The sequence below is a fragment of the Alphaproteobacteria bacterium genome (genome assembly GCA_017308135.1).
In the GTDB taxonomy this organism is placed as follows: Bacteria; Pseudomonadota; Alphaproteobacteria; order CACIAM-22H2; family CACIAM-22H2; genus Tagaea.
Map to the genome: position 1 here is coordinate 227277 of JAFKFM010000010.1, position 24913 is coordinate 252189.

The window sequence follows — 24913 nt, forward strand, 5'->3', positions numbered from 1 at the left end:
GAACGAAGGGGGCGTCCGCCGCGCCGGCAGGGGCGGCGGACGCTTTCCGCTTTTCCGGAATTTGAATCCATGTTTGCTGCCGTCCGCTGGTTCGAAGACAATGCGCCGGCTTTTCTGCTGGCCGCGATGATCGTCTTGGTCGTCGTCGACGTGACCTGCCGCTATTTCCTCAACGTTGCCTTTGCGGGGTCCAGCGAACTCGCGACCGCCATGTTCGTCTGGCTGGTCTTCGTGGGTGCCGCCGGCGCCACACGCAAATTGCAGAATATCGCGGTTGATGGCGTCACGCTTTTGCTGGGCGAGGCGATCAAGCGTCCTCTCGAAACGGCGCTCCATATCGCCACGGTCGCGGGTTGCGCTTACGTCACGTATTTCAGCACCAAGCTCAGCTTCGCTTCGTGGGAACGCGAGATCGACATGCTCGGCGTGCCCTACACGTTCGTCTATATGGCGATCCCCGTCGGCTTCGGATTGATGGGCATCCACTCCGCGATCCACGCCGTCGATCGTGCGACCGGCCGCAAGCCCGTTGAACCCGCCGCCGCCAAGCCGGAGAATCTGGAATGATCGCGCTCGCCGCCGGCATCATCCTTTTGATCGCGCTGGGCATGCCGATCGCGTTCGCGATTCTCGTGCCTTCCGCCGTTTACTTCCATACGACCGGCTTGCCCGAGGCGATCTTCGCGCAGCGCGTGGCCAGCGGAACCGTGTCGTTTCCGCTGCTCGCGATCCCGTTCTTCATTCTCGCCGGCAGCATCATGCATCGCGGCGGAATCGCGCGCCGCTTGATCGACGTCGCCGTCGTCTCGGTCGGCCACCTGCGCGCGGGGCTCGCCCAAGTCGGCGTCGTCGGCGGCACGCTGATCAGCGCCGTCTCGGGCTCGGCCACGGCCGATACCGCCATTCTCGCCAAGACCGTGTCGCTGCAGATGGTGCGGGAAGGCTATCCGCGCGGTTTCGCCGCCGTGGTCGCGGCCGTGTCGGGCGTGCTGGGGCCGATGATTCCGCCCAGCATTATGATGATCCTCTACGGCCTCGCGGCCGAGGTTTCGATCGGCAAGTTGTTCGTCGCGGGCGTACTGCCGGGTTTGCTGATTGCAGCATGTCTGCTCGCCGCCAATTTGTCGGTGATGAAGCGCCACAACATCCAAATCCCATTGCGCCCGCGCCCGAAGGCGGGCGACGTGATCGGCGCGATCAAACGCGGCTTCTGGGCTTTGCTGTTCCCGGTGCTGGTGTGGGTGGGTTTGCGCGGCGGGTTCTTCACGCCGACGGAACTTGGCGCGTTCGTCGCCGTCTACTGCCTTGTCATCAGCCTGTTCGTCTATAAGGAGATCGGATGGCGCGACCTGCCGGAGATCTTCCGCGAATCGGCGCTGCTGACCGCGCTGATCATGATCATTCTGGCGTCGAGCGCCGCGCTCAATTATGCGGTCGCCTGGGAACGCATGCCGCAGGCTTTGTCGGCATGGCTGCTGGCGCTATCGGACAACAAATACGTCCTGCTGTTGCTGATCAACGTCCTGCTGTTGATCCTCGGCACGGCGATGGAAGGTCCGCCATTGCTGATCATTCTGACGCCGATCCTGGTGCCCGTGATGAAGGCGCTGGGCGTCGATCTCGTCCATTTCGGCGTGATCCTCACCTTCAATCTTGTGCTGGGGGCGCTGACGCCGCCGGTCGCGACGTTGATCTTCGTGGCAAGCTCGATCGTCGGCTGCACGTCTGCTGAGTTCATGAAGTATTTCTGGCTCGTCTTCGGTTATCTGATCCTGGCGCTGCTGATCATCACCTTCGTGCCGTGGTTCAGTCTGGCGCTGCCGAATTTGATGTTTTGATTTGCGCGCGGCTGGAACGAAGAAGCCCGCCCTGGGAAACCAGCGGCGGGCTTCGGCGTTCTGTGGGCGTCGTTCGCGCTATTAGTAAGTCGCGCGACCGCCGGACAGGTCGAACACGGCGCCGGTGGTGAAGCTGTTCTGCTTCGTGACGAGCCACACGATCATCTCGGCGGATTCGTCGATTTCCAGGAAGCGCCCGCGCGGGATCTTCGACAGCATGTAGTCGATATGCGTCTGCTGCATCTGGTCGAAGATGCGTGTGCGCGCGGCGGCGGGCGTCACGCAGTTGACCGCGATATCCAGCCCGGCGAGTTCCTTGCCGAGCGACTTCGTCAGGCCGATCACGCCCGCTTTCGATGCGGAGTAGGCGCTGGCGTTGGGATTGCCTTCCTTACCCGCGATCGACGCGATATTGACGATGCGGCCGTATTTGCGCGCCTGCATGCCCGGCACGACCGCCTTGTTGACGTAGAACGTGCCGAGTAGATTGATCTGCACGATCTTGGCGAATTCCTCGACCGGATAATCGGCGACGGTCGCGTTCATGCCGGCGATGCCGGCCGAGTTCACGAGGATGTCAACGCCACCGAGCTGCTTCTCGGTCTCGGCAAGGGCCGCCTCGACCGAGCCCCAATCCGAGATATCGGCCTTCACCGCGATGGCACCGCCGCCGATCGCGGCGGCATGTTCGCCGGCGAGCTTCGTATCGAGGTCCCACAGCGCGACCTTGGCGCCGTTCGCGGCGAGCAGCTTCGCCACGGCCCCGCCGATTCCTTGCGCGCCGCCCGTGACGATCGCAACCTTGCCGCCGACGTCATACTTGTTCATTCGTCTCTCCTGGAGCGTTTCTTGCGTTCTAACCGCTTCTTTCGTCGGCGGCGAGAATACCGTCGGCGATTTTCTCGGCCAGCATGATGACGGGGATGTTGGTATTCGCACGCGGTACGGTCGGCATGACCGACGCATCGACGACGCGCAGGCCCCGCGCGCCGTAGACGCGCGCGGAATGCGGATCGACGACGGCGCGCTTGTCGGCCGCATCGCCCATTTTGCACGTACCCGACGCGTGCCAGCCGCCGATCGTGTGCTTGCGCACCAACTCGTCGAGCTTTTCCTCGTCCTTTAACGCGTTGTCGAGTGGGCCGTCTTGCGACAACATGCGTTCGATGAAGACCTGCCGTAGGGCAGGGACCATATCCATGGCGAGCGCCGGAATGCCGGTCATCAGCCAATTGCGGATCGAGATTTGGCCGACCAAGGCCGCGAGCGTGCCATGGGTCGCCACGAACGGGGCGGACGCCGCCGCGCGCATCGACGGGGCCGCGAAGAAACCCGCCATCCGGCGCACGCAATCGCGCATACGCACGAAGTCGCGCGGATCGGATAGCAGCTCGAACGCCACGTCGGCGTAGTCTTTCGGCGAGGCGGATTTCAGTTTCAGGCGGCCGCTGGAATAGGGCTTGTTGATCCACGAGAACAGCGTGCCGATCCGCACGCCGATCGGATGCCAGGCCGATTTGGCGACAACGACGGTGAACATGTCGTTGGGCGGCATTTCCGGCATGCCGGAGGAATAACGCAGCGCCATCTGCACATGGCGGCGCGGGGTGGCGCCCATGCGCGCATGCGGCTTGATCCAAGCCGACATGGCGATCGACGGGTGCTCCTGCAGATTGTCGCCCACGCCGGGACGATCGGCGATCACGTCGATGCCGAGCGCTTTCAAATCGCTTGCATCGCCGATTCCGGCGCGCAGCAGCATTGCGGGCGATTGCAAGGCGCCCGCCGAGATAATGATCTCGCGCCCGTCGATCGTGTCGCCGTCTTCAAGCTTGATCCCGACCGCCGCACCGTCGCGCATAACGATGCCCATCACACGCGTGTTGGACCGGATCGCCAAATTGGGCCGCGCGCGGGCTTCGGCGTCGAGATAGCCCATCGCGGCGGAAATGCGCTGATGGCGGTTGGTCGACAGCGACATGGCGAACCAGCCGTCGTCGAACACGCCGTTCTGGTCGCCGATATCACGATAATTCTCGCCAGCGAAGGCGTCGGCGGCGGCGCGGGTGAAGCCCGGCCATTCGCGGTTCATCACGCGGCTGATCTTGATCGGCCCCGCATCGCCGTGCAGCGGTCCTTGGAAATCGAGATCGTTTTCCAGCTTGCGGAAATAGGGCAGAACGCCGTTCCAGCCCCAGCCGCGCGCGCCGAGCGATTCCCATTCGTCGTAATCATCGGGCGTCCCGCGATTGGCGAGTTCGCCATTGATGCTCGACCCGCCGCCGACGACCCGCGCCTGGCCGTAGGGGCGCAAGGGCGAGGCTTCGGGCCGGTTATGCGGCACCGGCTGGAAGCGGACTTTCAGGTCTTGCCACTGATAGCCCTTATTGAACGACGCGCGATAGGGATAGACGTCCCTGATCTCGGCGGGCTCGCGGCCCGGCGCGTAATCCATCCCGGCTTCGACGAGCAGCACCTTGTTGGCGCTGCGTGCGGACAGGCGATTGGCGAGCACGCAGCCGGCCGAGCCGCCGCCCACAATGATGTAGTCCCACATCTGCGACATAACGGTTAGCGGCGGAAGGTCTGCAACGAAACGCGGTTCTTTTCGATGTAGTCCCAATCGTATTCGACGCCGAGGCCGGGGCCTTCGGGCACGCCGAAACATCCGTCCGCTTCGATCGCTTCCAGTTCGTCGCTATAGCCCGAGCCGAAGACCGGCGGCACGGGATTGCGCACGCCGGGGGCGACGAGCGACAGCTCGTACCAATTGGTATTGCGCATCGCGGCCATGCAGTGGCGTTGCGCGGGACCGGCGGCGTGGACTTCGCAATCGAGACCGAAAGCTTCGGCCAGATGCGCCGTCTTCATCGCACCGGTGATGCCCATGTCGTAATCGGGATCGGTGCGCACGAAATCGGTGGCGCCGGAAACGAGCCACGGCACTTTCGTTTCCAAGCCGCGCACATGCTCGGTCAGCAGCAGCGGCGTTTTGACGTGTTCCTTCAACTGACGCGCGGCGTGCGGCGACCAGCCCGCATCCATGAACGGATCTTCGTACCAATAATACTTCGCCTCGTCGCAGGCTTTGCCGACATAGATGGCGTCGGCGAAGGTGTGCAACTCGCTCGCCGCGTCGTACATCAGCTCCATCCGGCCGCCGAGCTTCTCGGCGACATGCAGGATCACGCCGGCTTCTTCCTTGCGGTCGCCTTCGCCCCAGCCGTGAATCTTGAAGCCCTTGAAGCCGAGTTCGGCGCAATGGCGCGCGTAATCGGCATAGGCTTCCTTGCTGTCGAGAATGCCCTGGCGCCCGCCGTTCAGCGTGCTGGCATAGACGGGCAGGCGGTCGCGATAGCCGCCGAGCAGGCGCCAGACCGGGCGCTTGGCGACTTTGCCGGCCAAATCCCACAGCGCGATATCGATCGCCGAATGGCCCACGGCCATGAAATGGCGATGCGCCCGCTTCAGCTTGTTGAAGATGGCTTCGCGCGCTTCCGGATCGGCGCCCAGGATCAACGGAACGAGTCCACGAACCTGACTGACAAGTACGCCGCTTTTGCCGCTATGGACGCTGACATATTCGCCGCGTGCACCGTTCTTGGTGCTGATGACGAGGGCGAAGGCCTTGAACTCGGTCTTGGCGCCGAGCGCCACGGCGCGATTGCCGCTGACATCCGTTCCAATGTTATCGATTGTATATTTGAATTCGTGAAGTTCGACCTGGTCGATTTGATCGCCATGTGCGGTCGTCGTTGCGGCCATGTCGTTCGCGTCCCTCGTTTGATTTTCCGTCTTGACAATCTGTCAGACAACTTGATAGTAGTCTGACTATGAAGTCGATGTCAACGGCAACCCGCGATCAATTCAGCCGCGCCGAGCAGGCGTATCGGCATGTGCTCGAATTCATCGAAAGCGGACAGATTGCCGCCGGCGATCGCTTGCCGTCGGAAGCGGAGCTCGAAGCGCAGCTTGGGCTATCGCGCGCGAGTGTGCGCGAGGCTTTGGCGCGGCTGCGCGCCGAAGGTCGCGTGCAATCGCGGCGCGGCTCGGGCTCGTTCTTGACCGAAGGCCGGCCGGCCGAACTCGTGCGGCTATCGACGATCACCTCGGTGCCCGAACTCATCGAATGGCACGAATTCCGTCTGGCGCTGGAAAGCGAAGTCGCGTCGCTGGCGGCGGAACGCGCGACCGACGAAGACGTCGCGCGCATGCGCGCCGCGCAGGAATTGTTGATGGAGCGGCTGTCGGCGGGCGCGGCAAGCCGCGAGGACGCGGCTTTCCATCGCGCGATCGCCACGGCGTCGCGCAATCGCAAGCTCGAAGACGCGATCGCGGCTTTGGCCAATCACGTCATCGAATGGGCCCGTATGGGCCAAGTCAAACGCGTGATGTCGCCCGCCGAGCGGCGCGAAATCATCGCCAGCGAACATGGCGAAATCGTCGACGCGATCGCCGCGCATAACGCGGAACGCGCGCGATCGGCGGTCCGCCGGCACCTGCTGAACGGGCGGGCGCGATTGTTGAGCGCGATCGGTCCTTGATCGATCGCGCATCGAGCGAAACAAAAAAACCGGAGGAAATGCGATGATCGAGAAGAAGACGGGATTGACGCGCCGGCACGCACTGGCCGGGGCCGCCGGCCTGGGATTGGCGGCGCCGTTCGTGAACCGCACGGCGTTGGGCCAGACGCCGTCGGGCCAAATTCGCGTTTGGACCTTCATGAGCGCGGCGGGTTCCTCGCCGCGCGAGAAGGTGTTGAAATCGATCATCGACGATTTCCAGGCGAAGCACCCCGGCACGACCGTGGTCGTCGAATCGCAACCGTTCCAGGAATTGGAGACGCGCTACGTCGCCGCGATCGCGCAGCGCCGTGCGCCGGACCTCATCTGGATGCGCGACACGTTCCTCAGCCTCGTGGTCGATCGCAACGCGCTCGCCAATCTCGACGAGGAATTGACGCCGGAGTTCCGCCGCGACGCCATTCCCGACCTGTTCGAGGCGTTCGCGCGCAAATCGATGTTCGCGGGCAAGCGCGTGTCGCTGCCGTTGTGGCCGTCGCCCGCGCAGATCGTATTCTATCGCCGCGACGCGTTGCGCGAGATCGGCCTGTCCGCGCCGCCGCTGGAATGGCCGAAATTCATCGACGCCGCGGCGAGCCTGACCAAGGGTCCGCGCTTCGGCTTCGGCCTGCCGACATCGGATAACAGCGTATCCGCCTTCCTCAACATCATGACCGGTTTCGGCTCCGGCATTTTCGACGAGGCGACGGGGCGCATCGACCTGACCGGCACGCAGGCGCTGGAAACGGCGGAAGTCGTCCGCCAGCTCGTGTCGCGCAAGGCGGTGTCGAATACGCTGCTCAACGCGATGGGCGATGACATTCAGGACCAGTTCGCCGCCGGACGTTTCGCGATGGCGCAGGCCTTCGCCCCGCGCTTCCAGCAATTCCAGCAGATCGCGGCGGGCTATGACGGCAAGGAATTGGCGGTTTCCGCCTGGCCGTCCTTCGGCGGGCGTCCGCCGGCCGTGCTGCTTGGGCCGTATTGGACCGTCGGCCTGTCGCCGCAATCGCAGAACAAGGCGACGGCGGTGGCTTTCCTCGAAGCGCTGTATTCGCGTGAAGCGTCGCTGCGTTGGGCGCGCGATGCGGGCCTTGTGCCCGATCGCCGCTCGGTCCTGGCTGATCCGTTCTTCCAGCGGCCGGAAGCCGCGGTGTCGAACGAGTTCCAGAAGCTGCTGGCGGGGCAGGGCGCCTTCACCTTCCCGCAGCGCATTTCGGACATCACGCGCATCTTCACCACGCTGAACATCGCGTTGCAGAAGCTGATCGGCACGGATGCGCCCTCGCGCACGATCCTGACCGAAGCGAAAGCGACGCTGGGGTGGTGAACGCCCAAACGACACGGCAACGTCCGGCGGCGGGGGAAAGCGACCCCGCCGCCGCGGCGCGGCGTGCAGGGCTGGCGCTCGTCGTGCCGGCCTTGGGCGTCGTCGTCGCCGTCAACGTGCTGCCCGCGTTTTTCGGATTCTATTCGAGCCTGCGCGCGATCTTCTTTTTCGGCGACGACGGTTTCATCGGCTGGCGCAACTACGCCGAGCTGTTCGCCGATCCCGCGACTTGGGCCGCGATCCGCCGCTCGCTGGTCTTCACTTTCGGCTCGCTGGCGCTCGCCGTTCCGCTCGCGACCCTCGCCGCGATGGGGATTCGCAAGCTCGGCGCCTGGGGGCGCCTGTTGCTGACCGTGCTGCTCGTGCCCTGGGCGATGAGCCCGATCGTCGTGGCGCTGCTGTGGAAATGGATCCTGCTGCCGTCGCCCGGCGGGTTGCTCGCCAGCATCCTCGCGCATTTCGGGATCGAGCCGATCAATCTGCTGTCGCATCCCGATTTCGCGATGCCGACGGTGATCGCCGTGGGCGTGTGGCGAACCTTCGCCTTCGCCGCGATCATATTGACGGCCGGTCTAGGGCAGATTCCCGCTGATCTCTATCGCGCCGCGTCGGTCGACGGCTTGACGGCGATCGAACGTTTCCGGCGCATCACTTTTCCGCTGCTCGCCCCTTCGTTGCTGATCGTGCTGTCGGTGTTGACGATCAGCTATTTCAACGAGGTGCAGATCATCATCGGTCTGACCGCCGGCGGGCCGATCCATTCGACCACGACGCTCGGCTACCAATTATTCGAGGTCGGCTTCGTCGAACTCAACCAAGGCAAGGGCAACGCGATCGCGATCGTGATGTTTCTGATCAATCTGTTTCTGATCGTCGGTTACGTCCGCTTGCTCGGCGGCGGGAGGAAATAGGGCGATGCGTTACGTCACCCGCGTTCTTGCGGCGATCTTGGCGCTTGCCGCCGCGATTATCGCCGTCGGGCCGATCGTCTGGGCGGTTTCGACCTCGATCAAGCGCAACAACGAAATCTTCGCCGTGCCGCCGAAGTTGATCCCATCGTCGGCGACGTTGGAACATTACGCGCGACTGATCGCCGAAGGCGTGCATTGGAGCTTCGTCAACAGCGCGATCTATTCGATCATCGCGGTTTCCTCCGCCGTCGCCTTGGGCACGCTGGCGGGCTATGCCTTCGTGCGCTTCGAATTCCGCGCCAAGAATGCGCTGCTGCATCTGTTCATGGCGGCGATGGCGATTCCCAGCTACGCGCTGCTGCTGCCCACGCAGATTCTGTTCGTCGAACTCGGCCTGTTCAACACGCCGGCGGCACTGCCGATCCTTTACGCGGCGCATGTCATCCCCTTCGCGGTGTGGATGACGCGCGCGCATTTCGCGTCCGTGCCGATCGAGCTCGAACACGCGGCGGCGGTCGACGGCTATACGCGGTTCGAAGCCGTCTGGCGTGTCGTATTGCCGGGCGCCAAGCCCGCCTTGATCGCGGCGGCGGCGTTCGGCTTCCTCTACGCTTGGAATGATTACATCACCTCGACCACGATGATCGACTCGCCGGAGCTGCGCACGCTGCCGGTGGCGTTGATCTTCTTCCAAGGTTTCCACGGCCGCGATTGGGGCGCGTTGATGGCTGGGGCCGTCATCGCGACGATCCCGCCGGTCGTTCTGTTTCTCGCGTTCCGCCGCTATCTGATCGGCGGCTTCTCCGAAGGTTCGGTAAAGGGCTAGGCGTTATGGTGCAAGCGGCACAATCGGTCGTCTTCGACGGGGTTGCGAAGCGCTTCGGCGCTGTGACGGCGGTGGAACGCGTCGATATCGATGTGAAGCCGGGGCAGTTCGTCACGTTGCTGGGCCCGTCGGGGTGCGGCAAAAGCACGACGCTCAACATGATCGCGGGCCTCGAACGCCCCAGCGAGGGGCGTATTCTGATCGGCGGGCGGGATGTCACGCATTTGCCGCCGTCGGAACGCGATATCGCGATGGTTTTCCAATCCTACGCGCTTTATCCGCATCTGTCGGTGTTCGAGAACATCGCCTTTCCGCTGCGGGCGCGCCGGCGGCGCACGGCCGAGCCCGAATTGCGCGAGCGCGTGCGCCAAGTGGCGTCGGCGCTCGGGCTCGATCCATTGCTCGAGCGACTGCCGCGCGAAATCTCCGGCGGTCAACGCCAACGCGTGGCGCTGGGCCGCGCGATGGTGCGCACGCCGACCGTCTATCTGCTCGACGAGCCGCTATCGAATCTCGATCAGCAATTGCGCGTGCAGATGCGGTCGGAGTTGAAGGACATCCATCAACGCCTCGGCGCCACGATGATCTATGTGACGCATGACCAGGGCGAAGCAATGACGCTGTCCGACACGATCGTGGTCATGTCGGGCGGGAAGGTCGAACAGCTCGGCAGCCCGCGCGATCTTTACGACCGGCCGGCGAACGTCTTCGTCGCGCGCTTCCTGGGCGAGCCGGGAATGAATATGTTCGAAGGCAAGATCGCCGGCGGCGCGCTGCGCGCCGACGGCGTGGCGATGCCCACGCATTTAGGCGAGGGCCGCGACGCGGTCGCCGGCGTGCGACCGGAAGATCTCGTCGCCGTCGATCCCGCCAATGCGCCGATCAAGGGCGTCATCCGCACGGTCGAGTTCCTCGGCTCGCGCACGCTGCTGCGTGTCGATGTCGGGACCGTCGTCGTTGCGGCGTTCGTACCGCTCGGCATGCCCTTCGCCGCGCGCGAAGCGGTCGGTTTGGCGCCTTCGTCGCCCGATCGCGTGCGCTGGTTCGCCGCCGACACGGGAATCGCATTGACGTAAGCGCCGGCGCCGGCGCGGGCGACCGTCGAACTCCGACGACGGCCGCGCGCGCGACGAAAATCGAACGCGAACAAGTGGTTCAATCGATCGGTGTGCTCGCTTCGCGCCGGTCCAATTTCCGCACTTGACGATGATCGTATTCACTCATACTGTGAGTGATAACAGTCAAAATCGTCAAAAAGAGCGGGATATGGGCGAGGAACGCGTAGATATTGAGCGATATCGATCGGCACCGCAGCGTCAGGCACGCTTGCTCGATCTATTGCGCTCCAATCTGTTCACCGACATCCAGCTCCTGCGCGAGCATCTGGGCGTGTCGATCGCGACGATCCGGCGCGATCTTAGCGAGCTTGAAAATCGCGGTTTGCTGAAGCGCACCCATGGCGGGGCGACGGTCATCAATCAGGTGACGCGCGATGCCGTTGCGGCCGTGCGCGAAACGTCCTACGCCGCCGAGAAGCAACGCATCGCCAAGGCGGCGGCGGAACTGATCGTCGAAGGCGACGCGGTGGTGATCGACAGCGGCACCACTTCGCTCGCCGTCGCGCGCGAACTCGCGTCCAACCAATCGTTGACCTTCGTCACCAACGGCACCGACGTTCTGGCGACGCTCGTCGCGGGCGGGGCGCGCAACGTCCATTTCATCGGCGGCGAATATGTCGACATCAACCATTCGACCGGCGGGTCGATGGCCTGCGACATGGTCCGCCGCTTCAACGTGGACAAGGCGATCCTCAGCGTGTCGTCGGTCGATCTCAACCGCTCGCTGCTGTGCACGCTGCTGCCGCAAGTCGGTTCCGTGCAGCAGGCGATGATCGACATCGCCCAGACCGTGATCGTCGTCGCCGACAATTCCAAATTCGACCGCACGGCGTTGTGCGTGATCGCGCCGCTGTCGGAGGTCGACTACATCGTCACCGATACGGGCACGGCGCAAGCGGCCGAAGAATTGCCCGACGACATCAAGCGGAAATTCGTCTTCGCCTGACCGGCGAGGACATGAAGGGGGAAACGTGGCGCGTATCCGCGTGCGAAATCTGGTGAAGGCGTGGGGCGATTTTCGCGCCGTCGACGATATCGATTTCGAAACGAATGACGGCGAGTTCGTGGCGCTGCTGGGCCCCAGCGGCTGCGGCAAATCGACGACGCTGCGCTTGATCGCGGGGCTCGATCAAGCGACGTCGGGTCAGATTTTCATCGACGATCGCGACGTGACGCAGGTCGCGGCGGCCAAGCGCAATCTGGCGCTGGTGTTCCAATCCTACGCGCTGTTCCCGCATTTGAACGTCGCGGACAATATCACCTTCGGCTTGTCGGTGCGCGGCGTGTCGCGCGCGGAGCGCGAGCGGCGGTTGGAAAAGACGGCTTCGTTGCTGGGCGTGACGGCGTTGCTCGGCCGCAAGCCCAGCCAATTATCCGGCGGCCAGCAGCAGCGCGTGGCGCTGGGCCGTGCGCTCATCTCGGAAGCGCCCGTCTGCTTGCTGGACGAACCCTTGTCCAATCTCGACGCAAAATTACGCGCAGAGATGCGCAACGAGATCCGCACATTGCAGCAGCGTTTGGGCATCACGATGGTGTTCGTGACGCACGACCAGACCGAAGCGATGAGCATGGCCGACCGCGTCATCCTGATGAAAAGCGGCAAGGTCGAGCAATGCGGCACGCCGGCCGAGTTGTACGAGAACCCGGCCTCGACCTTCGTGGCGGGTTTCATCGGCACGCCGCCGATGAATCTCGTCGCGGCGGCGCCCAAAGACGGGCGCTTGGCGGTGGCCGCCGCCGCGTCCGGCGATTTGGTTCTGGGCGTGCGGCCCGAACATATCGAATTCGCGGGCGAGGGACAGGAAGCCGTCGTGGCGGGCAGCGAGTATTTCGGCGCCGACACTGTCGTCGCCTGCCGGATCGGCGAGCAGAAATTGATGGTCCGCGTGCCCGGCCGCCCGGGTCTCGGCACCGGCGCGCGCGTGCGCTTGGCGTGGTCCGCCGCGAACGAACACGCCTTCGACGCGCAAAGCGGTTTGCGCAAAAGCGCCTGATTTTTCACGACGCCAACGACAAAACCAACCGAAGGAGGAACCGATGAACCCGACCCCCATGAAACGCAGAACGGCACTGCTGGGTGCCGCGATGCTGGGCGCGCTGGCCGCGATGCCGGCAGCCGCCAAGACGACGCTCGATTTTTACTATCCGATCCAGGTCGGCGGCCCGCTGACCAAGGTCGTCGACGGCTATATCGCCAAGTTCAAGGAAGCGAACCCGGATATCGAGGTCAACGCCGTCTATTCGGGCAACTACACCGACACGACGACCAAGGCGCTGACCGCGGCGAAAAGCGGCGCACCGCCGGCCGTTGCCGTGTTGCTCGCGACCGACATTTTCACCCTGATCGACGAAGACGTGGTCGAGCCGGTTGGCGAATTCGTCAAGAACGACGCCGACAAGGCGTGGCTCGCCGGGTTCATGCCCGCTTATCTGAAAAGCGCGCAGGTCGGCGGCAAGTTGTGGTCGATCCCGTTCCAGCGCTCGACCGCCGTGCTCTACTACAACAAGGACGCCTTCGCGTCGGCCGGGCTCGATCCCAACAAGCCGCCGAAGACCTGGGCCGAAATGGTCGCGATGGGCAAGGCCGTGACGCAGAAGGACGCGTCGGGCAAGGTCACGCGCTGGGGTGTCGGTATTCCCGGCAATATCGGCTCGTCGCAATGGCTGTTCGGCGCGCTGGTCGCGCAGAATGGCGGGCGCCTGATGAACGACGAAGGTACGGAAACGTATCTCACCGATCAGAAGGTCGTCGACGCGCTGCAGTTCTGGGTCGATCTCAGCACCAAGGAAGGCGTGCACCCGCCGGGCATTCAGGAATGGGGCACGACGCCGCAGGACTTCCTGGAACAGCGCATCGCGATGATCTGGACGACCACCGGCAACCTGACCAACATCGCGCGCAACGCGTCGTTCAAGTTCGGTCTCGCGCCCTATCCGGGCAATCCCAAGCCCGCCTCGGTGCTCGGCGGCGGCAATTTCTACATCTTCAAGAAAGCGCCGCAGGACCAGAAGGACGCCGCGTTCAAGCTCGTGAAGTTCCTGACGAGCGACGAGTTGCAAGCCGATTGGGCGATCCAGACCGGCTATGTGGCGCCGCGCGACGGCGCTTGGAACGTGCCCGTGCTGAAGGACTACACGGCGAAGATGCCGGACGCGCTGGTCGCCAAGAACCAGATTCCGGATTCGGTGCCCGAATTCTCGACCTATGAGAACGCGCGCACGACCAAGATCCTCAACGACGCGCTGTCGGCCGCGTTGACCGGCAGCAAGACGCCGCGTCAGGCGTTGACGGAAGCGCAAACCGCGATCGACCGCATCCTGCGGCCGTATCGTCGCTAAGCCAAAGCTCGGCTGGGAATAGGGTGAACATGTCCATGACGGGCCATCGCACGATGCTCTACAGCGCGTTGCTGTTGCTGCCGGCGACGGTCCTGTTGTGGGTGTTCACCTACCAGCCGATCTTCACCACGATCCTCAACAGTTTCTACAGCACGCCGCGCGGCCGCCGGCCCTCGGTGTTCGTGGGGCTCGAGAATTACGAGACGATGATCGCCGATCCGATCTTCTGGAAGGCGATGACCAACAATCTGATCTACGCGCTGACGACGATTCCGTTTTCGATCGCGCTTGCTTTGGCGATGGCGCTGCTGGTCAGCGCCAATCTGCGCGGCAAGGGGCTGATGCGGATGGCGTTCTTCACGCCGACCGTGCTGCCGATGGTCGCGGTCGCCAATATCTGGCTGTTCTTCTACGCGCCCGACTATGGCTTGATCGACAAATTTCTCGGCCTGTTCGGCATGGGCGGCAACAATATTCTTGGCTCGGTCGAAACCGCCTTGCCCGCCGTGATCGCGATCACGGTGTGGAAGGAGGCCGGCTTCTTCATGATCTTCTATCTCGCCGGCTTGCAGCAAATCTCGCCCACGCTGATCGAGGCCTCGCGTCTCGAAGGGGCGGGGTTCTGGCAAACATTGTGGCGCGTGCAAATCCCGCTGCTGATGCCGACCACGCTGTTCATTTCGATCAACGCGGTAATCGGCGCGTTCCGCTTGGTCGATCACGTCGTGGCGATGACCAAAGGCGGACCCGATAACGCGACGACGCTGCTGCTGTTCTATATCTATCAGAACGGCTTCGCGTTCTGGGACACGGCCTATGCCGCCGCATTGACCGTGGTGTTGCTCGCCATCCTTGCCGCAATCGCGCTGTTCCAGTTCGGCTACGCCGACAAGCGGGTGCATTACCGATGATCGAAAGCCGTACTTCGCCCGCCGAATCGATCGTCGCGTTCGGCGGCTGGATCCTGGCGCTGCTTTGGGTGTCGCCGCTGCTTTACGCGTTTTGGACCGCCTTCCATCCGGCGTCCTACGCGGTACGCTTCGACTTGTTGGCGCCGTGGACGCTGGAGAATTTCGCGCGCGTTTGGCATGCGGCCCCATTTCCGCGCTATTTCCTCAACACATTCCTGCTGGTGACGCTGATCCTGTGCTGCCAATTCGTGATCTGCACGCTGGCAGCCTATGCCTTCGTCTGCTTCCCGTTCAAAGGCTCGGACGTGTTGTTCATGTTCGTGCTGCTGCAATTGATGATCATGCCCGAGGCGCTGCTGGTCGAGAATTACAAGACCGTCGCCCGGCTTGGCCTGCTCGACACGGTGCTGGCGATGGGCTTGCCCTATCTCGCCTCCGCCTTCGGAATCTTCCTGTTCCGGCAGACTTTCAAAAGCATTCCGAAGGAGCTGGAGGAAGCGGCCCGCCTGGAAGGGGCCAATATGTTCCAAGTGCTGCTGCGCGTTTTCGTGCCGGTGGCCAAGCCCATCTACATCGCTTATGGCCTCGTCACCGTCAGCTATCATTGGAACAATTTCCTGTGGCCGTTGGTCGTGACGAACTCGGTCGATACGCGCCCCATCACCGTGGGCTTGCAAATTTTCGCGACGATCGAGCAAGGTGTCGATTGGAGCTTGATCACCGCCGCGACGATCCTGTCGGTCTCGCCGTTGCTCGTCGCCTTCCTTCTGTTCCAGCGTCAATTCGTGCAAAGTTTCATGCGCGCCGGTATTCGTTAGATCCATGTACGACGCTCTCGAACCCATCATCCGCGAAGCGGGCGCTTTGGCCGCCGAGTATTTCGATCGCCTATCGGCACTGACGGTCGAATCAAAGGGGCATCTCGATCTCGTGTCGGAAGCCGATCGCGCGGTCGAGAAGCTGATCGGCGAACGCCTGCGCGCGGCTTTTCCCGGCGACGGGATTTTCGGCGAGGAGGGCGTGGCCGAGAAGTCGCGAACGGGGCGCGCCTGGATCGTCGATCCGATCGACGGCACGTTCAATTTTCTGCGCGGCAGCGATCATTGGGCGGTGTCGATCGGCTTGCGTGACGGCACGCGTCCAAGTTTCGGCGTGGTTTACGTTCCCAAGCGCGATCAACTGATGATCGGCGGGTCGGGGCAGGGCGTGCGGTTGAACGGCAAGGCACTTCCCAAGCGCGCTGACCTCGATCGCACGAAGGCGGCGTGCAGTATCGGCTTCCATCCGTCGATCCCAACGGAGGAACAGACCGAAGCGCTGCGCTTCATCCTCGATGATGCGCGGATGACCTTCCGCAACACCGGCTCCGCCGTCACCGGTTTGATCGACGTGGCGACCGGCGCTGTCGATGGCTATCTCGGTCTCGGTATCTCGACCTGGGATTTGATGGCGATGGTACCGATCCTGGCCGAGCTGGGCGTCGAAACGACGCTCGATTGGAATGCGATCGCCCTCGACGACAAGCTGCGCTTTGTCTGCGGTAGGCCGGCGTTTCTTGAGATATTCGCGCCGCTGGCGCGCCGGTGGTAACTCGGGTTTTGTGAAGCTTTAAAGCGACACGCAGGCTCGATAGTTACGATTCCGCTCAGGATTCGAATCCCGCCGCGCCGACCAAGAAAGAAGCCCGCCCTGGGAAACCAGCTTCGGGCTTCGATGTTGGTCGGCCGGGCATTTCTTAGACGCGCAACACCGCCAGCGGGATCGTCGACATCGCACAATCCTCCTTGCTGATCGAGTAGGTGACGTAAAGCGCCCCCTGATGCTCGATCGCGTAGGGATAGGACCATTGCGGTTCCTTGCACAGGCCGGGGATCTGCACCGGCGGAACGCCCTGGCGGATCGTGCGCAGCATCGAGAACTTCTTCTCGCCCGGCTTACTGACGGCGATGGTGAGGCAACCGCGCCGCGACGTGGGTTCCGGATAGTTCGACACCAGGAAGCGCTGGCCGGTCGAGAGAATCCCGCCGAACGGCTTCGACGCGACCATCGGCAGATTGGCGAGCTTCGCCATCGTCCAGGTCTTGCCGTGATCGAAGCTTTCCGACACCAGCGCCTGGGTCTGCGGCGGACCGAGTACGAATTCGTTGCGGATGATCGCGACCAGCCGGTCCTCGTCGACGATGATCGTCGGCTCGGGGAATTTCAGCACTTTGGGCGCTTGGATCGGCACGACGCGCCAAGTCGCGAACTTGTCGTCGTCGCAGATCGCGGCGGCCGGCGTTTCGAAGCCGATTTCACCCGCGATGATCCAGCCGCCGTTTTTCAGGCGCTGCGGCCCGTGCATGGTCAGGAAATTCGGGATCGTGACGCCGGTTTCACGCCAGGCCTTCGTCGCCGGTTCCCAGACGAATTGTACGGCGCGCATCGACGGCAGCGGATGCCATTTGCCGTCCGACTGAATGCCGCCCGCCCAGCGCGCGGCGTAGCAGCGCAACACGCCGTTATAGGAATGCAGCAAAGCGTGGTTGTCGCATTCGCGCCCGTCCACGCCGGGTGCCACCATCTCGGGCGCACTCCAGGTCAGGCCGAAATCCTTCGACCTTCGCGCGCGGGTGATGCCCTCGGCGCTGTTCTCGTCGACCGGGTCGTTGGCGAAGGACACGACCAATTCGCCGTCATGTACGGCGATCGAGCTTTCGTGCAGGAATTGCTGCTCGCCCGCGATCGCGCGATGGACCATCGAATGGGTCACGCTGTCGAGGAAAGGCACTTTGCCGGGAGCGGGCAGTTTCGCGGTTTCGTCCCACAGCGGATAGAAGTCGTTCGCCATCATCGTCCTCGTTTTCAGGTGAGCGCGGCGACGGGAACCGCCGCCATGTAGCAGTGACGCTTGTTCAGCGAGAACACGACATAGAGCGTGCCGTCGCGTTCGACCGCTTCGGGATAAGCCCAGTTATGCGCGGGCGCCGTCTCGCCGATCTCGGCAAGGCCGGCGGGCAGCGCCTCAGCCGGGCCGCCGACCAAGCGCCAGACTTTCTCGAACGGATAAAGCGTGCCGGGTGCCGTCACGGCGATCCACAGCTCGTTGCGCCGCTCTTTGCCGTGGTTCCAGATGAGATAGGACCGGCCGTTGGACAGCGTACCGGCGAAGGGTTTGCTTTCCTCCATCGGCAGTGCCGTCGGCAGCAGTTTCGAGAAGCTGTTCCCGCCGTCGCGGCTGATCGAAGCCAAAGCCAAACTGTTGGGCGCTTTGTCCGGCCGGACGATTGCCAGCACGTCGTTGCCTTGCACGGCCAGCGCCGTTTCCGGGAAGCCGGGATGGATGTCGTCCTGTAGTGGTACGACGCGCCAGCGCAGCAGATTATCGCCTTCGCTGATCGCGACGGCGGCGCGCGTGACCTTTTGCAGATGCCCGCCGACGATCCAGTTGCCATTCGCCAGACGTTGCGGCAACACGAAGGGAATGAAATCGGGCGCGGCCATGCCGTCGGAGACGGGCGCGAATTGCTTGGTCGCCGGATGTTCGCGCCAGATCTCCATGCCCAAGGCGCTTTTGCTGCCGAAATCGTAGCGGCCGACCAGCGCCCACACGCCGTCTTCGCGCGCCAGAAGCGGAGCCGTTTCATGGCGGCGCTTGCCGTCGGCGAAACCGCCGGCGACGACTTCGATGCCCGACCAAGTCTTGCCGCCGTCGGTGCTGCGGCGTCCGCGCATCACCTGGGCGGGTTCGCTTTCCAGCTTCGGCGCGTTGGAGAAATTCACGTACAGCGTCTTGCCGTCATGGGCCAGGCGCGGCTCGTGCAGGAATTCGAAATCCGGCGTCTGGCGATGGACCAGCGAATAGCGGGTGCCCGGAACGATCGTGGTGTTCGGCGGCGGGAACGGCCTGGCCTTATCCCAAAGCGGAATTGCGTTTGTCATGTTCTCCAATCAGCCTTTGACCGCGCCGACCGTCATCACCGTGACGAGTTGGCGATAGAGCAGCATCACGAGGGCGAGCATGGGAGCGAGATGGATCGTCGACATCGCCAGCAGCGCGCCCCATTTGACGCCGTCGGGATTGTTGATCGCGACGGCGATGGCCACGGGCGCCGTGCGCGCCTCGGTCGAGGTGAAGACGAGCGGGAACAGATAATCGTTCCAGATCGTGATCGCGACGAACAGGCCGATGGCGCCGATCGCGGGTGTAACCAGCGGCAGCGTCACGCGCACGAAAGCTTCGACGCGTCCGCAGCCGTCGATCTGGGCGGCTTCCTCCAACTCAATCGGGATATCGTCGATGAAGGTCTTCAGCAGCAGCGTCGAAATGCTGACCGAGAAAGCGATACCCGCGAGGACGAGCGGTGTGAGCGTATCGAGCAGGCCGAGATTGGCGAAGACCGGATAGAGCGGGATGATGACGATAATCGGCGGGAACATGCGCACGAGGATGACGAGCAGAGCGGGACCTTTCAGCCAGCCCGCGCGCAACCGCGAGAACACGAACGCCGCCCCGACCGATAATGCCAGCGTGGCGAGCGTCGTCACCACCGTCACCACGACGCTGTTCCACAGATTGGGCAGATACATCGGGGCGAGCGTAGGCAAGTCGCGATAGGAGGCGAGCGTGGGCTCGAACGCCAGCGACGGCGGATAAGCCCAGATCTCGGCGCCGGGCTTGAACGAGCCCATGATCAGAAAGACGATCGGGAACGCCGACCAGAGCACGGCGACCCCGAGCAAGGCGAAGAGCACGCCGCGGCGGCCCAGGCGGAGCAAAAGATTCACCGGTAGCGCTCCGTGAACATGCCGCGATAGGTGCGGCGCACCAGGAAACCCGCGAGCAGCAGCGTGGCCAGCAGCATCAGCCAGCCGGTCGCGGCACCCGCGCCGAAATTCAGATAGCGGAAGGCTTGCTTATAGAGGTACAGCGCCAGAATTTCGGTCGACGTGCCGGGGCCGCCGCCGGTCGTCGTATGGACGATCGCGAATTCGCGCAGCGTGTAGATGATGCGGAACATCATCACGATCGAAAGTGCGGGCAGGATCATCGGCAGCTTGATGAACCGCAGGATCTGCGGATAGCCGGCCCCGTCGATGCGCGCGGCCTCGACGAAATCATGGGGAATGGCTTTGAGGGCGGCGAAGCTGACGATGGTGACGAAGGAGAATTCCTTCCACACCGCGATCACGATGATGCCCGCCATCGACGTGCCGGCGGAGGTGAACCAGGCGACGGTGGGGAATCCAGCGCTGCCCATCATGAAGTTCACGACGCCGAAATTGGGGTCGAGCATGTATTTCCACATTACGACCGCGACGATCGGGCTGACCGCATAGGGGGCGACGATCAGCGCCATCCATAGCCCGCGCAAGGGCAGCGGATTTTCCAGCAGCAGCGCGATGCCGAGGCCGATCAGCATTTCGAGGCCCACGACCGTGACCACGAAAATCACGTTGCGGACCAGCGCGGCCTGAAAGTCCGGGTTCGACAGGATGCGGACATAGTTCTTCCAACCGACCCATTCGGTGTCCATGCCCGGCGACGCGTCGGTGAAGGACATGACGAACAGGTCGATCGACGGCACGACGATGATCGCCAGCAAAACGATCGCGACGGGCCCGAGAAGGGCCGCCGCGAGCCAGGTATTCGCGTCGAAGCGATACCGGCCCGCGGCGGGTTTGGCGTGTACGTGGCTCAATCGAGCATCCCGCGGATCTGGGCGGCGGCCTTGTCGAGCTCGGCCTTCGCCGGGGCGCCGTTGACCACGATGTTCTGCAGCGTTTCGCCGATCAGGTCGCGGACCTGGCCCATGCGCGGGTGCGCAGGCAGCGGCGTGCGCGAGATCGCGAAGATCTCCTGCGCCAGCTTCATCACCGGCTGGGTTTTCGCCATCTCCGCGAACAAATCGGCGGTGCAGGGGCCGTTGCCGTTCTTGGCCACTTCGCGCTGCACATCCGGCTTCATCATGTGGCGGATCAGCTGATAGCCGATATCCTTGTCGGTGGCGCCTTTGAACATGCCGATGCCCCAAAACCAGACGATGCTGGGGCTGTAGGTCACCTTGTCGGTCCACAGATCGCGCGAAAGCGGCACGTGCGACGGGATGGTGATGCCCTTCACCTTCGACTCGCCGCCCTCGAACTGGGCGCCCCAGCTCGACGCGCCGAACGCCATCGTCACGCGGCCTTCGCGGAACAACTGGATCAGCGACGATCCGTCGAGCGTGGCCCAATTCGGCGGGATGATGCCTTCCACATACATGCGGCGCAGCATCTCGGCCGCCTTGACGGAGCCCGCTTCGTTCAGCACGACCTTCATGTCGGGCGTCACCAGGTCGCCGCCGAACATGCGCACGGCCATGGCGTAGTCTTCGTTCAGCGACCATTTGTCGCCGCGCAGACCGAAGCCGAACACTTTCTCGCCATTCGGGCGGGTGAATGTGCCGGCCTTGGCTTGCTCGTAAAGTTCCTCGGGCGTCTTGGGGATGCCCGACACGCCGGCGGTCTTGGCGTTCTCGGTGTTCGACCACAGCGTGAACGTGCCGCAGCGGAACGGCACCATGTAAAGCTGATTGCCGAGCGTGGAGGCGGCGACCATGCCGGGCGACCAGGCTTGCGGGAAACCGGCGATCGGCTCCTTGGCGACGTAATCGTTGAGCGGTTGCAGGAAATTGCGCAGGCGGATATTGGCGTCTGCGAAGTTCACGAAGATCAGATCTTCTTCCGAACGATTCAGCAGGCCGATGCGTTGCAGCGCTTCTTGCAGCACGTTGGTCGTGCCGACATTGAAACGCACCTTGGCGACGTCGCGCTCGAAATCGGCCAGCGTATCCACGCCGCCGCGCGCGAAGCCTTGGGCGCGCAGATTATTGAGATGGACTTCGAGGCCCATCAGCGTGACTTCGCGGTTCTGGGCTTGCGCGTTCGCCGGCGCGTTCCAGGCGGCGAGCAGTCCCAGCGCGATCGCGGTGGTGGCCGCAAGCGCGCGGCGCGTGATCGTGGTTTTCATCCGTTTGTTCCTCCCTTTGGGGCGCCGGCCGTTCGGGCCGTGCGCCGTTTTGCGTGTCAGTGTTGGGACGGGCGCTTCGACACGCGATCGACAAGATCGTCGGTGCAGGAGCGCGCGTGCTCGAAAGCTTGTTTGGCGGCGCGGTCGGGATCGTGGGCTTCGATCGCGTCGAGAATTTCGGTGTGCTCGGCGCAGATCGCGTCGAGGCGCGCCTGGCTGAAGCCGACTTCGCGCCGGTTCACGAAGGCGAGCGTCGTATGGACGATCGCCGTGCGCGTGACGAACGGATTGCGGATGAAGCGGTAGATCGCGAAATGGAAGTCGCGGCCGATATTGCTGAGCCCTTCGACATCGCCGTCGCGATAGGCTTGCTGATGGCGCGCATCGATCTCGCGCAGCACGCGGATTTGATGGGGCGAGGCGCTTTCGGCGAGCATTCGCGCGGCGAAGGATTCGAGCGCTTGGTTGATCTGGCAGGCCTGATCGACTTCGGCGGGCGAGAGGTGGCGCACGCGCGCACCCTTGTTCGGGTCGATCTCGACCAGACCCAGCCCGTTCAGGACCTGCAACGCCTCGCGCACCGGGCTGGGGCTGACGCCATAGCGCTCGGCCAGATCGCGCACTTTCAGTCGCGAGTCCGGATCGAAGCGCCCGGCCTGGATATCCAGGCACAGCGCGTTGGTCAGCTTGGAATAGGCGGTGAGCTCGGTCTCGTCGTTGGAGATCGGGAATTCGCTGCGGACTTCGAGCATCGGGACATCATCTTTGAAAGTGAAAGATGATATATAATTTTGACTCTTTGTATTCTGAGTCAAGGGATTTGATTCAAAAATGGGCTGATAGCGCGCCATCGCGTTATCCAGATACCGAATTGACCGCAAAGACCGGGGTGAGCGCGGTCACGGCGGCGACATAGCGGCGATAAGCGGGGGCGTAAGTCGCCGCATCGGGCCCGGGATGGATGCGGTCGGCAAGGCGCACGAGTACGCGGCTCGCGGCGACGCGCGACGGGAAGGCGCCGATCGCCGTATGTGCGATGACGGCGAGGCCGAGCGTCGTCAATTCGTAATCGGCGCAGCGCACGACCGGACGGCCAAGAATATCGGCCTTCAAGCGTGCCAGCAGATCGCTGCGCGCGAGCCCGCCGGCGAGCCGAAGCTCATCGAGCGCCACGCCGCTTTCCGCCATCGCCGCCGCAACGTGCTTGAGGCCGAGCGCCATGCCTTCGAACACGGCGCGCGCCATCGCCGCACGATCCGTGTCGAGCGACAGGCCCAGATACGCGCCGCGCATCGCCGGGTTCCACAGGGGCGCACGTGCGCCCGAATGGAAGGGCAGGAAGGTAACGCCCTTGGCACCGGGTGGCGCGCTTGCCGCGAGCTTTTCGTAATCCTCGAACGGCATGTCGCCGCGCGCCCATTCGAGGATGCTGCCGGTCCCGCCCATCGAGCCGCGCACGAGCCAGGCTTCGTCGAGCGGAACCGAATAGACGCGACGTTGCGCATCGACCAAGCGCTTGGGTGCGACCACGCCGAAGGATGTGACCGTGCCGGAGATATCGAGCGCTTCGCCGGGCTTGGAAATGCCGCTGGCGATATAGGCGGTCTTGCTGTCGAAACTCGCGGCGATCACGGGCACGGGCGCGCCGAATTCGGGGGCGAGCGTGCCGATCGTTTCGCCGATGCGCGTCGGCCGGCCGAGTTTCGTCACGTCGATATCGAGGCGGCGCGCGAGATCGGCGGCAGGCAAGCGTAGCGCCGTATAGATATCGAGCGTCGCCACGCCACCGGTCAATCGCGCATTCAGATGCCCGGTCGCGTCGAGCAAGCGATGCGTGCGCGCATAGATCTCGGGGCTTTCGCGGCGCAACCGCAGTAGATGCGGGACCGGATCGGCGATCGTCGCGCGCAAACCGTCGGCGCGTTGACCTTCGGCTTCTTCCAGCACGGCGAGATCGGCGGCACTGCGCTTGTCGAAATACATCAGCGCCGGGCCTAAAGCCTTGCCGTCCGCATCATGCGGCACCCAGCCGGCGAGCGGACCCGCGGCCGCGACCGCATCGAACTTCGCGCCCGCGCGCTTGGCTTGCGCGAAGCCTTCGCGCAAAGATTCGTCCCAAGCGGTGGAAGCCTGTTCGCTGATATCGCCTTGCGTGCGCGTGGAAATGGCGCAGGACCATGTCCACGGCTTCGACCCGTCGGCCGCGACGATCGAGAAGCGCAGGCTCTGCGTTCCCAGATCGACCGCGAGAATGACGGGTGTCTGCTTCATTGGCCGGAAGCCGCCTTCGCGGTGGTGGGCGCGCGCAAAGCCGCCAAATCCTTGGCGTTGCGCACCATGCCGCTGGCGATGAGGCCGCGGTCGGAGCCCATCGCGATGAAGGTGAAACCGAGTTCCGCGTAGTCGCGCGCCTGTTCGATGTTGCGGACCAGCACGCCGGCGGCTTTGCCGTGTTGGCGCGCGGCTCGCGCCACTTTCGCCACGGCGTCGGCGAACTCGCCGCGCGGGCGCTCGGCGGGCAAGCCCATATCGATCGACAGGTCCAACGGGCCGACGAACAACACGTCGATTCCGTCGACGGCCGCGATCGATTCCGCGTTCGCCACGCCTTCGCGTGATTCGATTTGCGCGACCATCAGCAGATTGGCGTTCGCCTCGGCGATATAGCGTTCGTAGCCGAAGCCGTAGCCCGAAGCGCGCGTCGATTGCGCGGCTCCGCGCACGCCCAGCGGGGGAATGCGTGCCTGGCGCACGAGTTCGACGGCGGCTTCGGCGGTCGACACGTTCGGGATCATCAAGCCGGCGGGGCCCAGATCGAGCACGCGCTTGAAGATCGGGCCGTCGATCGCGGGCACACGCACGATGCCGACACTGGGCGACGCTTCGATCGCCTGAAGCTGGTGGAGCAGATCGTTGTTGTCGCCGAAGCCATGTTCGAGATCGAACAGGATCCAGTCGAAACCGCTGCGCGAGGTGATCTCCGCCGCGACCGGCGAAGCGAGGCTGAGCCAAGCGCCGCCGAGCATTTCACCGGCGAGTGCGCGCTTGCGGATCCACTTCATACGTTTCCCCCGATGGCCGGAAATA

24 protein-coding genes are annotated in these 24913 nt (G+C 63.8%); 13 read left to right on the top strand and 11 right to left on the bottom strand.

Annotated elements, in window-relative coordinates:
• The first annotated feature begins 69 nt into the window (after positions 1-69).
• Both J0H39_17970 and J0H39_17975 read left to right on the top strand, forming a co-directional pair.
• On the top strand, positions 70-567 hold the full coding sequence (locus J0H39_17970; protein MBN9498643.1) for a TRAP transporter small permease: 498 nt from the start codon (positions 70-72) through the stop codon (positions 565-567).
• The gene (locus J0H39_17975) at positions 564-1838 is read left to right on the top strand and encodes a TRAP transporter large permease (GenBank protein ID MBN9498644.1); all 1275 of its coding nucleotides are present in this window, start codon (positions 564-566) and stop codon (positions 1836-1838) included. Before J0H39_17970 ends, J0H39_17975 begins: the two co-directional genes overlap by 4 nt.
• A gap of 81 nt (positions 1839-1919) precedes the next feature.
• Here J0H39_17975 and J0H39_17980 read toward each other — a convergent pair whose 3' ends face one another.
• The 3 genes from J0H39_17980 to J0H39_17990 are packed head-to-tail and all read right to left on the bottom strand — an operon-like array spanning position 1920 to position 5603.
• Positions 1920-2666, bottom strand: coding sequence for an SDR family oxidoreductase (locus J0H39_17980; protein MBN9498645.1), 747 nt, complete (start codon positions 2664-2666; stop codon positions 1920-1922).
• A 28-nt stretch (positions 2667-2694) separates the two neighbouring features.
• Positions 2695-4395, bottom strand: coding sequence for a GMC family oxidoreductase N-terminal domain-containing protein (locus tag J0H39_17985; GenBank protein ID MBN9498646.1), 1701 nt, complete (start codon positions 4393-4395; stop codon positions 2695-2697).
• 14 nt (positions 4396-4409) lie between these two features.
• Positions 4410-5603, bottom strand: a complete 1194-nt coding sequence (locus J0H39_17990) for a mandelate racemase (GenBank protein ID MBN9498647.1) — start codon at positions 5601-5603, stop codon at positions 4410-4412.
• 68 nt (positions 5604-5671) lie between these two features.
• On the opposite strand from J0H39_17990, the gene J0H39_17995 reads away from it, so the two are divergent.
• The 11 genes from J0H39_17995 (at position 5672) to J0H39_18045 (ending at position 16425) form a co-directional block, all read left to right on the top strand.
• Positions 5672-6382: a FadR family transcriptional regulator gene (locus J0H39_17995; GenBank protein MBN9498648.1), complete on the top strand. Its 711-nt coding sequence runs from the start codon at positions 5672-5674 to the stop codon at positions 6380-6382.
• Between the two features lie 43 nt (positions 6383-6425).
• Positions 6426-7730, top strand: a complete 1305-nt coding sequence (locus J0H39_18000; GenBank protein ID MBN9498649.1) for an extracellular solute-binding protein — start codon at positions 6426-6428, stop codon at positions 7728-7730.
• Positions 7727-8641 (top strand): sugar ABC transporter permease, encoded by a 915-nt coding sequence (locus J0H39_18005; protein ID MBN9498650.1) that lies wholly within the window; start codon positions 7727-7729, stop codon positions 8639-8641. Before J0H39_18000 ends, J0H39_18005 begins: the two co-directional genes overlap by 4 nt.
• A 4-nt stretch (positions 8642-8645) precedes the next feature.
• Positions 8646-9467, top strand: a complete 822-nt coding sequence (locus J0H39_18010; GenBank protein MBN9498651.1) for a carbohydrate ABC transporter permease — start codon at positions 8646-8648, stop codon at positions 9465-9467.
• A gap of 5 nt (positions 9468-9472) precedes the next feature.
• Positions 9473-10543, top strand: a complete 1071-nt coding sequence (locus tag J0H39_18015) for an ABC transporter ATP-binding protein (protein MBN9498652.1) — start codon at positions 9473-9475, stop codon at positions 10541-10543.
• Positions 10544-10793: 250 nt separating this feature from the next.
• Complete coding sequence (locus tag J0H39_18020) at positions 10794-11531, top strand: DeoR/GlpR transcriptional regulator (GenBank protein MBN9498653.1); 738 nt, start codon at positions 10794-10796, stop codon at positions 11529-11531.
• A 25-nt stretch (positions 11532-11556) separates the two neighbouring features.
• Complete coding sequence (locus J0H39_18025) at positions 11557-12579, top strand: ABC transporter ATP-binding protein (GenBank protein MBN9498654.1); 1023 nt, start codon at positions 11557-11559, stop codon at positions 12577-12579.
• A gap of 58 nt (positions 12580-12637) precedes the next feature.
• On the top strand, positions 12638-13924 hold the full coding sequence (locus J0H39_18030) for an ABC transporter substrate-binding protein (GenBank protein ID MBN9498655.1): 1287 nt from the start codon (positions 12638-12640) through the stop codon (positions 13922-13924).
• A gap of 35 nt (positions 13925-13959) precedes the next feature.
• Positions 13960-14835, top strand: coding sequence for a sugar ABC transporter permease (locus tag J0H39_18035; protein ID MBN9498656.1), 876 nt, complete (start codon positions 13960-13962; stop codon positions 14833-14835).
• Positions 14832-15653: a carbohydrate ABC transporter permease gene (locus J0H39_18040; GenBank protein MBN9498657.1), complete on the top strand. Its 822-nt coding sequence runs from the start codon at positions 14832-14834 to the stop codon at positions 15651-15653. Before J0H39_18035 ends, J0H39_18040 begins: the two co-directional genes overlap by 4 nt.
• 4 nt (positions 15654-15657) lie before the next feature.
• Positions 15658-16425, top strand: coding sequence for an inositol monophosphatase (locus J0H39_18045; GenBank protein ID MBN9498658.1), 768 nt, complete (start codon positions 15658-15660; stop codon positions 16423-16425).
• A 145-nt stretch (positions 16426-16570) separates the two neighbouring features.
• On the opposite strand, the gene J0H39_18050 is transcribed toward J0H39_18045, so the two are convergent.
• The 8 genes from J0H39_18050 to J0H39_18085 all read right to left on the bottom strand — a co-directional run bounded on the left by J0H39_18050 (position 16571) and on the right by J0H39_18085 (position 24888).
• Positions 16571-17668, bottom strand: coding sequence for an exo-alpha-sialidase (locus J0H39_18050; GenBank protein MBN9498659.1), 1098 nt, complete (start codon positions 17666-17668; stop codon positions 16571-16573).
• An 11-nt stretch (positions 17669-17679) separates the two neighbouring features.
• The gene (locus J0H39_18055; protein ID MBN9498660.1) at positions 17680-18756 is read right to left on the bottom strand and encodes an exo-alpha-sialidase; all 1077 of its coding nucleotides are present in this window, start codon (positions 18754-18756) and stop codon (positions 17680-17682) included.
• A gap of 9 nt (positions 18757-18765) precedes the next feature.
• Positions 18766-19602 (bottom strand): carbohydrate ABC transporter permease, encoded by an 837-nt coding sequence (locus J0H39_18060; GenBank protein MBN9498661.1) that lies wholly within the window; start codon positions 19600-19602, stop codon positions 18766-18768.
• Positions 19599-20516, bottom strand: coding sequence for a sugar ABC transporter permease (locus tag J0H39_18065; protein ID MBN9498662.1), 918 nt, complete (start codon positions 20514-20516; stop codon positions 19599-19601). Before J0H39_18065 ends, J0H39_18060 begins: the two co-directional genes overlap by 4 nt.
• Positions 20513-21826: an extracellular solute-binding protein gene (locus tag J0H39_18070; GenBank protein ID MBN9498663.1), complete on the bottom strand. Its 1314-nt coding sequence runs from the start codon at positions 21824-21826 to the stop codon at positions 20513-20515. The genes J0H39_18065 and J0H39_18070 overlap by 4 nt, the downstream gene beginning before the upstream one ends.
• Before the next feature lie 56 nt (positions 21827-21882).
• Complete coding sequence (locus tag J0H39_18075) at positions 21883-22578, bottom strand: GntR family transcriptional regulator (protein ID MBN9498664.1); 696 nt, start codon at positions 22576-22578, stop codon at positions 21883-21885.
• Between the two features lie 103 nt (positions 22579-22681).
• On the bottom strand, positions 22682-24097 hold the full coding sequence (locus tag J0H39_18080) for a hypothetical protein (protein MBN9498665.1): 1416 nt from the start codon (positions 24095-24097) through the stop codon (positions 22682-22684).
• Positions 24094-24888, bottom strand: a complete 795-nt coding sequence (locus J0H39_18085) for a 2-dehydro-3-deoxyglucarate aldolase (GenBank protein ID MBN9498666.1) — start codon at positions 24886-24888, stop codon at positions 24094-24096. Before J0H39_18085 ends, J0H39_18080 begins: the two co-directional genes overlap by 4 nt.
• Between the last annotated feature and the right edge of the window lie 25 nt (positions 24889-24913).

Bases quoted from the DNA above. Each gene is read 5' to 3' on its own strand.
- J0H39_17980 (MBN9498645.1), bottom strand. From the start codon at position 2,666: ATGAACAAGTATGACGTCGGCGGCAAGGTTGCGATCGTCACGGGCGGC.
- J0H39_18050 (MBN9498659.1), bottom strand. From the start codon at position 17,668: ATGATGGCGAACGACTTCTATCCGCTGTGGGACGAAACCGCGAAACTG.
- J0H39_18070 (MBN9498663.1), bottom strand. From the start codon at position 21,826: ATGAAAACCACGATCACGCGCCGCGCGCTTGCGGCCACCACCGCGATC.
- J0H39_17970 (MBN9498643.1), top strand. From the start codon at position 70: ATGTTTGCTGCCGTCCGCTGGTTCGAAGACAATGCGCCGGCTTTTCTG.
- J0H39_18055 (MBN9498660.1), bottom strand. From the start codon at position 18,756: ATGACAAACGCAATTCCGCTTTGGGATAAGGCCAGGCCGTTCCCGCCG.
- J0H39_18085 (MBN9498666.1), bottom strand. From the start codon at position 24,888: ATGAAGTGGATCCGCAAGCGCGCACTCGCCGGTGAAATGCTCGGCGGC.
- J0H39_18080 (MBN9498665.1), bottom strand. From the start codon at position 24,097: ATGAAGCAGACACCCGTCATTCTCGCGGTCGATCTGGGAACGCAGAGC.
- J0H39_18010 (MBN9498651.1), top strand. From the start codon at position 8,646: ATGCGTTACGTCACCCGCGTTCTTGCGGCGATCTTGGCGCTTGCCGCC.
- J0H39_17985 (MBN9498646.1), bottom strand. From the start codon at position 4,395: ATGTGGGACTACATCATTGTGGGCGGCGGCTCGGCCGGCTGCGTGCTC.
- J0H39_18045 (MBN9498658.1), top strand. From the start codon at position 15,658: ATGTACGACGCTCTCGAACCCATCATCCGCGAAGCGGGCGCTTTGGCC.
- J0H39_18015 (MBN9498652.1), top strand. From the start codon at position 9,473: ATGGTGCAAGCGGCACAATCGGTCGTCTTCGACGGGGTTGCGAAGCGC.
- J0H39_17990 (MBN9498647.1), bottom strand. From the start codon at position 5,603: ATGGCCGCAACGACGACCGCACATGGCGATCAAATCGACCAGGTCGAA.
- J0H39_18040 (MBN9498657.1), top strand. From the start codon at position 14,832: ATGATCGAAAGCCGTACTTCGCCCGCCGAATCGATCGTCGCGTTCGGC.
- J0H39_17995 (MBN9498648.1), top strand. From the start codon at position 5,672: ATGAAGTCGATGTCAACGGCAACCCGCGATCAATTCAGCCGCGCCGAG.
- J0H39_17975 (MBN9498644.1), top strand. From the start codon at position 564: ATGATCGCGCTCGCCGCCGGCATCATCCTTTTGATCGCGCTGGGCATG.
- J0H39_18035 (MBN9498656.1), top strand. From the start codon at position 13,960: ATGACGGGCCATCGCACGATGCTCTACAGCGCGTTGCTGTTGCTGCCG.
- J0H39_18000 (MBN9498649.1), top strand. From the start codon at position 6,426: ATGATCGAGAAGAAGACGGGATTGACGCGCCGGCACGCACTGGCCGGG.
- J0H39_18030 (MBN9498655.1), top strand. From the start codon at position 12,638: ATGAAACGCAGAACGGCACTGCTGGGTGCCGCGATGCTGGGCGCGCTG.
- J0H39_18075 (MBN9498664.1), bottom strand. From the start codon at position 22,578: ATGCTCGAAGTCCGCAGCGAATTCCCGATCTCCAACGACGAGACCGAG.